This is a genomic window from Nitrosospira sp. Nsp11 (assembly GCF_900142705.1).
Taxonomy (GTDB): Bacteria; Pseudomonadota; Gammaproteobacteria; order Burkholderiales; family Nitrosomonadaceae; genus Nitrosospira.
On the sequence record NZ_FRBV01000009.1, the window covers coordinates 1 to 12,205 of the forward strand.

The window sequence follows — 12,205 nt, forward strand, 5'->3', positions numbered from 1 at the left end:
GCGAGCGTGACCAGCTTCAGCCAAGGTTTGACAACCATTTGTTCTCTCCTTTACTCCGTGTTGATTTGTTGTGTTCAATATCCAGACTTGAAACCTCGATCGCCAAGCAATCAGGGCCTCTCCCTAGTCCGATATCTGTCTTTTCTGTAAAACCCCCAGGACTATCCCCAAGGCCTCCCTAAAACACCGCGTAGCCTAAACGTACAACTACTTCGTGTCAAGAAAATTGAGCTGTGCAGTAAAAATTGGAACGGGTCTATCCGGCAGGGGTGGCGCCATATCAGGGGAACTGCCGGGCAGGTGTGGCGGCTCAATTGCCTCTATCGGACCAAGCGATGCAAAACCCGAATTGATGAGCGTGACGGGTAAACCGGGCGGGAAGGTGGAGGCATTAATACTGAGCAAGCGGGTATATGGTGATCCCCGCCTGCTCAGATATTGCTATGTCGCAAAGCCGCAGGTTTTATCCGCAGCTAAACGTTTGACCACAACCATTGAATGACCGCATCGGCTTGAATCGTATTTCGGTTTTTTTACGGTGCAGTCCGGGTTACATTATGTACGGGCTTCTCCTCCGTAACCGGAGGAGACGGCTTGTAGCAATAATGCAGCAACAAGCCCGTAAAAACGGCGCCTCCGACAATGTTACCCAACGTGACGGGGATCTGGTTCCAGAACAGCCACTGCCCGACGGTAATGTCAGCGCCAAGAAGCATGGCTGTCGGCATAACGAACATGTTTACTATCGAGTGTTCAAACGCCAGGGCGAAAAATGTGGATACCGGCAACCAGATGGAAGCTATTTTGCCGAATGCCGATGTTGAAACCATACCTAGAATGGTTCCAAGCGCGACCATCCAATTGCAAAGTATGCCTTTGGTAAATGCGGTCAACCAGCCATTCGCCCCCGCATGTTCATAGACGAGCGTTTTGGAGATCGCCACCGCGATGATTTTATCGCCCAGCGCCCCGTGAGGTTCGATGAAAGCCTCGGTCAGGGCAATTGCAATCAAAAAACCGACAAACACGCAGCCGAAAAAATTCCCCAGATATACCCAGCCCCAATTGCGAAACATCTGGTTGACCGTTACTTTGCCGCGTACGACGCCAACCGGCAGCACGGCGAAGTTGCCGGTTGCAAGTTCCATACCGAGCAATATGATCATCGCGAAGCCTACCGGAAAAACGGCTCCAGAGACGAGGGCAGCGGCGCCTTCGGAAAAGCCGACAGAACACTTGAAAGCAAGCGCGGTTCCATACGCGAGAAGCGCGCCAGACAGGAAACCTTTAACCAGCATTCCGCCAGCAGGCAGACCCGCTTTCTTTTTGCTGGCAGCTTCAACCTCTTCCATGAGTTTATACGGTGGATGATAGTCCATGCTTTTTTCTATTCCTCTAACTCTGTATCTCTCAATCTTACGCGAGCGTCGTACCCGAACCGTTACCACCCGGCTTATTCGGGCCAACCCCGCTACCAATAAATAAAGTGGCGAGCCACCATACAAAAAGCAGAATCGAACCTATGACCATATACCAGCCGGCATGCTCCTGGTCATTCACCAGGTAGCTGTTGCAAACACGAACGGGCGCAACGATATATAACCAGCCAAGAACTGCCAGCATACTAATAAAATTTGTCCAGACAAAGCCCCGGCCAATCAGGGTCAGACGCCTCCAGGCGAGGACTAGAGGAAATCCGACGAGCAGCGGCAGGCTGAGAAATTTTCCAACCTCGGCCAGAGGTTCCGTCAGCGCCGCATCGAGTGCCCGAGGCAGCATCCAGTAGCTTGAGGCAAATAACGCAACCATTACGCAGGGTACCGAACCGCCTACTCGCGCCAGAACATCGTTCTGCCAGCGCACAGGCAGCAGTCGGCAGCCGATAATTCCCAATATCACAAGTAACGGCATTTGCACCAGCATGTGACGGCTCATGGTTGCTTCCAGCCAGTCGCGGGCCATCGGTGTTCCGAGGAGTAAATACAATATCCCCAGGCCAATACCGTATTTGACATCACGAGGTAAAGTGGGACTGCTCATAGCAACGCCACCACTTGTTCAGCAAACGGTGCTGCTTTATCAATATCGGTAATCAGCCTCAAGCGTCCGTCGCGGCCGACGAGATGAAGGGCGGTGTTATGCTCATATCCCCCGAATTCATCAGGAATCACAACGATGCCGAACGCGTCGAGCAGGGATTTGAGCTCCGCCTTGTCAGGTACTCTCGCAACGCGCCAGATTTTCCCGTCAGCGCCGTAGGCCTGGCCGTATTTCTTCAAGCTGGCCGTATCATCATGATCCGGGTCGAAACTGATACTGATAAGCGCAAAATCGCGCCCCAGGGATTCCCTTGGTATGAGATCGCGGATCTGCTTGAAGATCATGCCCATGCTTTGGCACAGCGTGGTGCAACTTGTGTAGATGAAGTCTACTGCAAGTAGTCGCCCTTCATAATCCTGCAGGCTGATTTTGTTCCCATCCTGGTCCTCAAGCGTAACCATCGGCAGCGGACGGGGGGAGCGCAGAATTTCCACTCTCCGCGCCGTTTCAGCGGTGAACGCAGTAAATCCATCCGTAGCCCACCAAAAAAACCATGAACCCAGTGAAATCACCAGCGTTGTTGTCACTACGCTGCGTTTCACCGGGTTCATGGGGTTATACGGCCTGCATCATGTAGTAGCGAGACTTCGCGCCAGAGATGCGCGCTGGTAATCGCGGCTGGCGAAACCGAGCCTTGAGAGGAAACGGAATATGAACACCAGCACGGCAGCAAGTATCAACACGATGAAATACGAAGCAAGGCGATCGTAGGGCACCCATTCCGGGAGATGCTCGGCATACCGACGCGGTACACTTATTTTTCCCGAGTAGAGAAACGACATCGTAAAACCCAGAGTGCCGATAACGAATGCCCAGAAGGCCGCGACATCGATAGGGCTGTCTTTGGCATTTTCATTCGGCTTGCCAAGATAGTACATGAACCCGAATACCATTGCGACCATGCCAAGCAGCAGATAGGTATGAAAATGCCCTGGTACCCATAGCGTGTTATGCATTACATAATTGACGGTGATTGTGCCATCGATAAATGCCGGCATGGCACCCACCGCCCAACCAAACAATGATACAAACAGCAGTCGTGAACACATGTCCCAACGAATGCCCGAACGGTACACGATCATCATGGCACCGTAGCCGGTCACTATTAAAATGGGAAAGGTGTTGAGATAGCCAATTATATGGCCAACGATCAGAAACCACTTTGGATAGGCATAGTCCATCAGCAAATGATGCGGAAAGATGAACATGACCATGATGGTGGAAGCTGTCCAGGAAGCAAGAAACACCTTGTTCGATTTCCAGGGACGCTGCGTGTATCGCGGCAGAATTTCATAGACGGCAATCACTGCCATGTAGATAACCGCGTTGATGAACACATGGCCAAAGAAATAGATCATACCCTTGGCAAGCAGCGGATCAATTTCAAAACTTGGCACATAGAGATTCACCAGCATCATCACCAGGATACTGGCGCCGACAACCAAACCGATAAGGTTAACGATCGTCACCATTGTGCTGGCGACCACGGTCGGTGGCGGGGCGTTACCATCATCATGACCAAAAAGTTGCGGCCAGCCAAGCCCACGGCCGAGGCCGCCGTAACGGGTGATGATCGCGCGCGCGATATCCAGATGCAGCAGCACGAAACCCACGCCGATTATCAGCAGACCACCCATGAACAGGGCAGCGGCACCAGTGCTCCACAAGCCCATCGAGGTACCGGGCAAGGGAAACAGAAAAGTCCAGCCAGCATGGAAATCACCCAGCAGGACACTGGCCAGGATCATCACCACGCCGATCAGGAATAGCGCCAGATTAGCCATGAATATGCCGTTGGAGAGGTCCACGTACAGCCGCAGGAAATGCCACATGACAGCTGCGCCAGCCAGCGCAACGATACCTACCATACCGGCGCCATGCAACGTCATGATCTTATAAAACCAGAGTCCCCCGATGGAGGTGAATTGCGATTGCTCCAGCCTCATGAGCAGACCAAAAACCATCATCAGCAGCAATACAACAGCTGAGACGACTAAATAGGCCAGTACGCCGGCCTTTGCCCCTGTATCAGGAACTGGGGTATAGGTATAGCTTGCCATGCTTATTCCTCTCTAAGATTTGCCAACTTTGATTTCAGTCATCATATTGTGATGTGCAACACCGCAATATTCCATGCACAGCACTCTGTATGTGCCTTCCTTTTTGAAGGTGTGATAGATTACATTGGTGTAGTGGGGCATGGCCTGTGCCTGCGCCACCAGATGTAAATCAGTGTCATAGATGCCAAAGCCATGATTAACATCCGCGCTGGTAATACGGATTTCGACGGGTTGCCCCACCTCGACCTGGTCGCGATCCATTTCCCAGTACCACATATGCCCGATTACATTGATGACCTGCGCCGGACCAATTTTGGAATCGGCGCGACTTTCGCCATATGGCAAAGGCAGACCAACCAGGTTATAAATCATTGCCGGGAAAAATATTAATGCCACCGTCCAGAATAACTTCGTGCGAAAACCATATGCACTCTTTACCAACGGCCCGTAGTCTTCTTCCCGTTTGCCGGAATTGATGGCAACGTAAATAACTCCGAATGTAATCAGCGACATCAATACAAGGGAAACCTGCCACGCGGTTTCTTGCATTTATACTCTCCTTCTTTCTATGTATTTCATCGGTAATGCCCGGTTAAATTACAGCGGTGCCGGGCGATAACTCTAGCGGGGTTTGAAAAGTTTTAAATGCCGATTTGAAATGGTTGCTTATATTCCGGTGAATTTTCCAGATCTGCGAGACTGGAAATCTACCAGAAATGCGGACAACCGGGAGAAAATATTGTTCATGGAGGATCACAGCGCATCCGAGAACTGCTTATATTCAACGGTCATTTTGAGCGGTTATTTCGAACCGCTTTTTATCCATCATGCCGGAAACAATCTTTTTCAATCCCACTAGTAATACCCACACTTTCCACGCTGGTATGCATTTTGATTACTGCGTGAGGGCTGGATTATGCTTTATGAGGAACTTGGTGTCAAGCGCCGACTGTGCGGATTTAACACGAAAATCGCCTTGTCAATACCGGCCTGTTATCCTCTCGCGCCATTCACGTAAGCGGCGGTTAGCTCGTGTGCGGGAGATTCGAAAATCTGCCGGCAATGGCCAAATTCAACCAGGCTTCCGGCATGGCCTCTTACCCAAAAAAACGCCGCGTAGTTCGCGATCCGTCGCGCCTGCGCCAGATTGTGGGTAACGATGACAATCGTGTAGCGGCCTCGCAAGCGGCTGATCAGGTCTTCGACTATACCCGAGGCAATTGGATCAAGCGCGCTGCAGGGTTCATCCATCAGCAGTATCCGTGGATTCAGGGCCAGCGCGCGGGCAATGCAAAGACGTTGCTGCTGCCCGCCTGAAAGACTGAGCGCAGACGAATGCAGCCGGTCATGCACCTCCTCCCACAGCCCGACATCCCGCAATACCTGTTCGATAATGGCTACCGTGTCTGCACGCCGCTTAACACCATGCTCGTGCAGAGGCAGTTCGATATTACGGTAGATCGAGAGCGGAAATGGCGTCGGCTTCTGGAATACCATGCCTATCTGCCGCCGTAATGCCTGTACGTCGCGGGCGGGGTCATGGATGTCACCACCATCGATGCAAATGCGGCCGGTAATTCCACAGCCGGGAATCAGGTCGGTAAGCCGATTGATGGAGGATAGAAAACTTGTTTTTCCGCATCCCGAAGGCCCGATCAGTGCAGTAATACAGCCGCGGTAAATATCCAGTGTAACGTTGGCCAAGGCGGTCTTGAGGCCGTAACGAAGGGAAAAATTTTCGACCTGGATCAAGGGCTGAGGGTCGCAACACGCTGGGCCCGCCTGTACCGGCCCCAGCGTATAGCCATTGTCGGCCTTGAGCGGGGGGTCATCAGCGGCTTTGGCGGGTTCTGTGGGTGTGGGTTCAGGCTCGCGGTGCATCGATATTTGAGTATCCGTTTGAGTTCTCTGCCATTATCTTCCGACGCTGCCAGTCAGTAGCCAGGCGCATGGCCACCATATTGATGAGTAGTAGCGCTGCTATCAGCACCAGCGCGGACGCATAAGCTGCGGCATCGCCGCCGGGGACATTCATGGATAGATCGAAAATATGTACTGCCAGAGTCCGTCCTGAATCGAGCAGCGAACCCGGCGTGCGATCGACATAGCCGCTGGTAAACAATAGCGCCGCGGTTTCGGCAATGGCGCGGCCGATCCCCAGCAGCAGTCCCGCAGCCAGTGATGGCGCGGCGATTGGCAATAACAAACGAAACAACGTCGAAGTGCGCGACATGCCCAAGGCAGCGGCAGACAGGCGATGTGCATCAGGTATTGCGCGTAAGCCCGACTCGGCGGTACTGACGAGAATGGGCAACAGCATGCAAGCCAGGGTCAGGCCACCCGAAAGGATGGAAAATCCCAAGCCCAGATAAATGCTGAAAAAGGCATTGCCGAACAGGCCGAAAACGATAGAGGGAACTGCGGCGAGCACCTGCAGGCTATAGCGTACCGCACCGCCAAAGCGACTGCCGGCAGAAACGTATTCGGCAAGTAACGCAGCAGTTGTCCATCCCAGCGGCAGGGCTGCCATCAGAGCAATCGCAAGCACAAGCGCAGTGGAAACGAGGATAGAACCGATGCCCCCGGCACGGCCAGCGTCCCGCGGCGAACCTATGACAAAATCCAGGGAAAGATGCGCCATGCCACCGCGCGCAATATCGCTCAGTATCCACGCAAACGCCGCACAGACCAGTAACGCGGCGCAGTAGATTGCTAATTTTGCGAAGCAATCGCGAGGAGTACGCATTGATTTCATCGAAACCATTTCAGCCATTGCCATTTCTCGCCAGCCGGGCTGCAATGCTCCAGAGCAACATTACGAGGAGCATGAGTGCCAGGCCCGATACGAACAGTGCAGCCCGATGGTCGTTCATGGCATAGGGCATCTCCAGCGCGATATTGGCAGCCAGAGTACGTATCGGCTCGAACAGGCTGGAGGCGTTTTGCACGACGTTGCCCGTGACCATCAATAAGGCCATGGTTTCGCCGATAGCGCGGCCAGCTGCGAGAATGACGCCTGCGGCGATACCCGTTTTTGCTGCCGGTAGTGCAACACCCCGGATCGTCCCCCAGCGGGAAAGGCCCAGTGCTGTTGCGCCCAGCATATATTCGCCAGGCACGGCCAATAGCGCGGCGTACGCAGTGAGCGCGATCGTAGGCAGAATCATCAGCGTCAGCACCAGAATCCCGGCCAGCAGGCTGGCGCCGGGTGGATGCAACTGGTTGATCAGCGGCACCAGGGTAGTCAGCCCCCAGAAACCGTAGACCACGGAAGGAATACCCGCCAGCAACTCAACCAGGCGCCGGTAGATGCTTGCCGCATGCGGCGATGCGTAATAGGCGATAAACAGCGCCGAGGCGATGCCCAGCGGGGTTGCCAGTAATAGTGCACCGGCTGCGGCGTAAAGGGTACCGGACAGCATGGGCGCCAGGTTGTACAAGTTTTCTCCTGGATTCCAGGAAGGATCGGTGAGAAAACGCTCGATCGATATATGCCGCAGCGCCGGCCAGGACTCAATCGCGAGGAATAAAAGGATCAGCAGCACCACGCCCATCGCGGCGCCTGCTGCGCCGCGCAGCAGCCAGAGCGTCAGCGTATCAACGGAAACCGACGGGGACAAAATATTGTGCCTCGACCAGATCATGTACCTGTTCCGAACGGGCAAACGCTATGAAATCCCGCGCCAGCCCTTGCGGTGCAGCCCGCGTTACGAGGTTAAGCGGCCGCGATAGAGGAAAAGTACCGTTACGTACATTCACTACGGTAGCCGCGACGCCATCGAGGGGCAGTAATTTAATCGGGGTGCCATGCCGTGCTTCGTATTCTGCCGCACCGATCGATACATAACCGATGGCGTTCGGGTTGCCGGCTACCGTCTTGATTCCCTGCGCGTTGTCGCCGATGATCACGTGTGGCCTGATATCGCTGTTCTTCAGCTTTAAATAGCCCAGAAACAGCTCAAGTGTGGATCGGCCTTCGGCCTTGTTAATGGCGGTTATGGGTGCATCTCGCCCGCCTAGCGTCTTCCAGTTGATGATTTTGCCGGTATAGATATCGATAACCTGCTGTCGGCTTAGCCCGGAGATCGGGTTGCTCGCATTCAGAATAAGCCCAACACCATCCAGGGCAATGGTATGTGCTTGTAAATCCTGCTCGGCCGGTTTCAAGGCGCGGGATACCATGCCGATCCCTGCAGTTCCGTTGCGCGTGTCGTTAATACCGCGGGAAGAACCGCCGGTCTGCACGTCTATCCGCGTACCGGGATGTTGCGCCTCGAAGCGCCGGGCGATTTCCGCTGCCAGCGGGGCGATGGTGCTGGCGCCGGTTAAAACCAGTTTCTCCGGAGCAGCGTTGCCAGGTTGAGCCCAGCCATTTACCAGCAATAGTGCCGCAATAAATAAGGCATATTTCTTTGTCGAAAATATCCTCATTCTCTTAGCCCGGATGTTTCATAAATTCGCGTGATGATTGCGCAGAATTTTGTTTTGTAGGGAGATTTTGTGAAAGAGTGGCGTAGTTATTCATACGCCCGACTGAACGAAATTTTCATACGAAACAAAAGACCAGCAAGGGCGCGCGTCAATTTATGAAACATCCGGGTTAGCCTCGCCGCCATGCATGGTACTTTTCCACCCAGTCCAGAAGGCGGTACGGTATGTGTGCACGCCTCCACTCGCCTGCCGCATATTTGTTGGCCTCCGACCAGGTCGGATAAGTGTGAATGGTACCAAGTATCTTTTTGAGGCCGAGGTTGTGTTTCATCGCCAGCACAAATTCCGCCAGCAGGTCGCTGGCATGGTCACTCACAATAGTCGCACCCAAGATACGATCGCTGTCCGGTGGACTGAGCACCTTGATAAACCCATGTGCTGCTTCATCCGTAATAGCGCGATCCAGGCCTTCCAGGTAATAGCGGGTCACCTCGAATTTAATGCCGCGCCTGTTTGCTTCCGCCTCCGATAAGCCGACGCGGGCAACCTCTGGATGGGTGAACGTAGCCCATGGAATCACCGAGTAATCCACTTTGAAACGTTTGAGGCCGCCAAACAATGAATTGACCGACGCATACCACGCCTGGTGGGCGGCGACGTGCGTAAACTGATATGGCCCGGCCACATCTCCGCACGCATAGATGTTGGGATAGAGCGTCTGCAACCACGCATCCGTTTCAATCGTCCCCTTTGGCGAATTCGAAATTCCGAGTTCCTCGAGACCGAATCCTTCGGTATTAGCCGTTCTTCCCACCGCGCACAGCATCGCGTCAAATGGAATGGCTTCCTCCTTTTCGTCATGGCGCACAACCAGCCGCTGTTCACCGGCTCCGCTTTCGCAACGAATAGCATCGGTTTGGGTTAGGAGACGCACTCCATCGGCGCGAAGCGCAGACTCGATTAGTGCAACGGCGTCCGTATCCTCCCTTTCCAGCAGCCCTGATCTCGCCACTTGCGTGACTTGACAATCCAGACGCGCAAATGCTTGCGCCAACTCGCAGCCGACAGGCCCGCCGCCTAGAACGACGAGCCGGCCGGGTCGCTCGGTAAGCGACCAGATGGTGTCGGAGGTGTAGTAGCGCACCTGCTCCAGCCCCGGGATCGGCGGAATAGCGGGGCGCGAACCTGTAGCGATGACAATCGCGCGCGTACTTATGATTTGCCCGTTGACCTCCACCGTCCAAGGCGAGGTGATGCGCGCTTTGCCATGGATTACCTCCACCCCCAGCTTTGTATAGCGTTCTACCGAATCATGCGGCTCGATCGTTTTTATGATGCGATGTACACGCGCCATTACCTCGCCAAAACTGTATTCGACGGTTGCGCCACTGAAACCCAGGTCTTTTGCATGTCGCGCCTCCCTCAGGAAAGTAGCCGAACGGATCAGCGTCTTGGAGGGCACGCAGCCAAAATTAAGGCAATCCCCCCCCATCTTGTTCGTTTCAATCAGCGTAACCCTGGCGCGGGTGGCCGCTGCAAGGTAGGACGTCACCAAGCCCGCCGAGCCTGCGCCGATGACCACCAGATTACGATCGAACCGGATTGGTTTAGTCCAACGCGCGTGTATATTTCCAGCCCCTCTCATCCTCACACGCTCCACTGCCCACCGTGCCAACCAAGGGAATATGGCGAGCAACGCGAAAGACGCTATCAGCGCCGGCGAGAAAATATCGGAAAGGCTGGTAATCGAAGCTAACTGCGTGCCGGCGTTAACATAAATTGCCGTCCCGGGCAGCATGCCCAACAGGCTGATCCAGAAGAAGGTACCGGCTGGTATTGCCGTCAGCCCCATCAGCAAATTGATTATGAAAAAAGGAAATACCGGTACCAGGCGCAAAGTGAAAAGATAAAATGCACCGTCGCGCTTGATGCCAGCGTCGATTGCCGTCATGCGATCGCTGAAACGTTGCTGCACGAACTCCCGAAAGACGTAGCGCGCCATCCATAATGCGACCGTAGCACCAATACTGGCGGAAATGACAGCCAGCGGAATGCCGACCCAGACACCAAAAATGGCGCCGCCCGCCAACGTCATCACACCGGCACCGGGGAGGGAGAGTGCAGCTATGACAATATAAATGCCGGCATACAGACCCATCATTTGCAGTGGCCGTGCATGATAAGCCTGTTGCAGCTCATCACGCCCGCTCTTGAGCGTTTCCAGGCTGAAGAAGCGCCCGAGATCAAACGCCAGGAACAAAATAATCAACAATACCAGCAACACGAGCAGCCACCAATGTTTCATCCTGGGCGCCTCTAAATCTGATTTGCAAGTACTGTCAGGGGAGTTATCTGCGCGCGTGCGTCTCGCACCGTCAATAAAACCTGTTTATAAACTATCGTCAGACTGCCACTACCTTGATAAGCAGACTAACTGACAGGTTGAGCTTGGTACAAAAGCCATTTCATTTCTCGCCTCTTCATTGGCTTCCTGAATCGCGAAGATTATTCCTGAAAACGATTATCCTAAATCCGGTAGTTGACTGCTCATTTAGTAGATCAGCATTATGATTAATAACAATATTTCATATTTATGACGCTCACCTTGTGGGTGAGGCCGCTACGTCCAACTACCGGATTTAGGATTATTCAATTACCTCGTTTCATTTCGCTGCATGAAGCACCATGTCTGAAGCAACTGTAACAGCGGTGATGCTTCATGCTCACGGCCATTTGCATGGCTTCCGTCAGTGTTTCCCCCAGAATATAGTCCGGATCATCATCCACGAGAGTGCAGGCATAAACCCGTAACCGCCCGTCGCTTTTCGCGATCATCTTGCTGAACGCACACATGAATGAGCGGCGAGCCTCTTCGGTATGAAAGTCTGTCATGCAGTGTTCGGTGATATGCGGCGATTTCACCTGTGCACCCGGCGAGTGAAATTCGGGAAATTCGATACGCAGCAGATCCTCAGGTAAGCCCGCAGTGCGAAAAACTTCTCTGAAGCGTGCCGAAACAGTTTCCGGGGTGAGGTCAGGCAAAAGCTGATTCGCCACCGAAATATTGAATCCCAGTTCATGGAGTGCTCGCAATCCTTCCAGCGCACGGGCGAACATGCCTTCACCACGCCCGGCATCATGCCGGACGGCGTCGGGATAATCCAGGCTCACGCGAAAACTGAGCGAGGACGGCCGGTCGCGCAGCGGTTCGAGTTGCTTCAGGCGCTTGATCAACGGTTCGGTTGCGTTGGTCAGCACCAGGCACGGTTTGTACTGCAACGCGTAATCGAGAATACGAAAGATATCCTTATTGATTAATGGTTCGCCCCCGGTGAAGGAAAACTGTTTGACGCCGAGATCGAGCGCCTCATCCACAAACGGAACAACTTCTTCAAAGCGCAACAGCTGTAAGCGGTCGTCTCCCGGTTTCGAGCCCTCGAGGCAAAAGGGACAGGCAAGGTTACACGCAGTGCCGGTATGGAACCACAATTCATCCAGCGCATGCGGCCGAATAAAGCCGCGTGGCTGATCGTCAGGCGTGCGCCGCCAGTTTTCGGAACGGCTGGATCCCTCGCTACTGATGGGGATGATCTCCTCGTACCCGATGCCCATGG

12 protein-coding genes are annotated in these 12,205 nt (G+C 53.9%); 1 reads left to right on the forward strand and 11 read right to left on the reverse strand.

Annotated elements, in window-relative coordinates; translation table 11 throughout:
- Positions 1 to 214: 214 nt before the first annotated feature.
- Positions 215 to 502, forward strand: a complete 288-nt coding sequence (locus BUA28_RS15575; protein WP_178298014.1) for a hypothetical protein — start codon at positions 215 to 217, stop codon at positions 500 to 502.
- Between the two features lie 31 nt (positions 503 to 533).
- Here the strand turns inward: BUA28_RS15575 and BUA28_RS10435 are convergent, their stop codons facing one another.
- The 11 genes from BUA28_RS10435 to BUA28_RS10490 form a co-directional block, all read right to left on the reverse strand.
- A complete protein-coding gene (locus BUA28_RS10435; protein ID WP_072768068.1) occupies positions 534 to 1,379 on the reverse strand; it encodes a formate/nitrite transporter family protein in 846 nt (281 codons plus the stop codon).
- Positions 1,380 to 1,416: 37 nt separating this feature from the next.
- Entirely contained in the window at positions 1,417 to 2,040 is a 624-nt protein-coding gene (locus tag BUA28_RS10440) for a hypothetical protein (RefSeq protein ID WP_072768069.1), read from the reverse strand.
- Positions 2,037 to 2,651, reverse strand: a complete 615-nt coding sequence (locus tag BUA28_RS10445) for an SCO family protein (protein ID WP_072768070.1) — start codon at positions 2,649 to 2,651, stop codon at positions 2,037 to 2,039. The genes BUA28_RS10440 and BUA28_RS10445 overlap by 4 nt, the downstream gene beginning before the upstream one ends.
- Positions 2,652 to 2,669: 18 nt before the next feature.
- A complete protein-coding gene (locus BUA28_RS10450) occupies positions 2,670 to 4,160 on the reverse strand; it encodes a cbb3-type cytochrome c oxidase subunit I (RefSeq protein WP_072768071.1) in 1,491 nt (496 codons plus the stop codon).
- A 12-nt stretch (positions 4,161 to 4,172) separates the two neighbouring features.
- Positions 4,173 to 4,709 (reverse strand): cupredoxin domain-containing protein, encoded by a 537-nt coding sequence (locus tag BUA28_RS10455; protein ID WP_072768072.1) that lies wholly within the window; start codon positions 4,707 to 4,709, stop codon positions 4,173 to 4,175.
- Positions 4,710 to 5,153: 444 nt separating this feature from the next.
- The gene (locus tag BUA28_RS10465; RefSeq protein ID WP_218587262.1) at positions 5,154 to 5,912 is read right to left on the reverse strand and encodes a phosphate ABC transporter ATP-binding protein; all 759 of its coding nucleotides are present in this window, start codon (positions 5,910 to 5,912) and stop codon (positions 5,154 to 5,156) included.
- Positions 5,913 to 6,024: 112 nt separating this feature from the next.
- A complete protein-coding gene (pstA, locus tag BUA28_RS10470; RefSeq protein ID WP_072768163.1) occupies positions 6,025 to 6,906 on the reverse strand; it encodes a phosphate ABC transporter permease PstA in 882 nt (293 codons plus the stop codon).
- Positions 6,907 to 6,925: 19 nt separating this feature from the next.
- Positions 6,926 to 7,804 carry a phosphate ABC transporter permease subunit PstC gene (gene pstC / locus BUA28_RS10475; protein ID WP_072768074.1) on the reverse strand — a complete coding sequence of 293 codons (879 nt, stop codon included), beginning with the start codon at positions 7,802 to 7,804 and terminating at the stop codon, positions 6,926 to 6,928.
- Positions 7,758 to 8,591, reverse strand: coding sequence for a phosphate ABC transporter substrate-binding protein (locus BUA28_RS10480; protein WP_072768075.1), 834 nt, complete (start codon positions 8,589 to 8,591; stop codon positions 7,758 to 7,760). Before BUA28_RS10480 ends, pstC begins: the two co-directional genes overlap by 47 nt.
- A gap of 169 nt (positions 8,592 to 8,760) precedes the next feature.
- Positions 8,761 to 10,896 (reverse strand): FAD-dependent oxidoreductase, encoded by a 2,136-nt coding sequence (locus tag BUA28_RS10485; protein ID WP_072768076.1) that lies wholly within the window; start codon positions 10,894 to 10,896, stop codon positions 8,761 to 8,763.
- Positions 10,897 to 11,240: 344 nt separating this feature from the next.
- A complete protein-coding gene (locus BUA28_RS10490; protein ID WP_072768077.1) occupies positions 11,241 to 12,203 on the reverse strand; it encodes a radical SAM protein in 963 nt (320 codons plus the stop codon).
- Between the last annotated feature and the right edge of the window lie 2 nt (positions 12,204 to 12,205).

Bases quoted from the DNA above. Each gene is read 5' to 3' on its own strand.
- BUA28_RS10450 (WP_072768071.1), bottom strand. From the start codon at position 4,160: ATGGCAAGCTATACCTATACCCCAGTTCCTGATACAGGGGCAAAGGCC.
- BUA28_RS10480 (WP_072768075.1), bottom strand. From the start codon at position 8,591: ATGAGGATATTTTCGACAAAGAAATATGCCTTATTTATTGCGGCACTA.
- BUA28_RS10440 (WP_072768069.1), bottom strand. From the start codon at position 2,040: ATGAGCAGTCCCACTTTACCTCGTGATGTCAAATACGGTATTGGCCTG.
- BUA28_RS10435 (WP_072768068.1), bottom strand. From the start codon at position 1,379: ATGGACTATCATCCACCGTATAAACTCATGGAAGAGGTTGAAGCTGCC.
- BUA28_RS10455 (WP_072768072.1), bottom strand. From the start codon at position 4,709: ATGCAAGAAACCGCGTGGCAGGTTTCCCTTGTATTGATGTCGCTGATT.
- BUA28_RS10490 (WP_072768077.1), bottom strand. From the start codon at position 12,203: ATGGGCATCGGGTACGAGGAGATCATCCCCATCAGTAGCGAGGGATCC.
- pstA (WP_072768163.1), bottom strand. From the start codon at position 6,906: ATGCGTACTCCTCGCGATTGCTTCGCAAAATTAGCAATCTACTGCGCC.
- pstC (WP_072768074.1), bottom strand. From the start codon at position 7,804: ATGATCTGGTCGAGGCACAATATTTTGTCCCCGTCGGTTTCCGTTGAT.
- BUA28_RS10445 (WP_072768070.1), bottom strand. From the start codon at position 2,651: ATGAACCCGGTGAAACGCAGCGTAGTGACAACAACGCTGGTGATTTCA.
- BUA28_RS10485 (WP_072768076.1), bottom strand. From the start codon at position 10,896: ATGAAACATTGGTGGCTGCTCGTGTTGCTGGTATTGTTGATTATTTTG.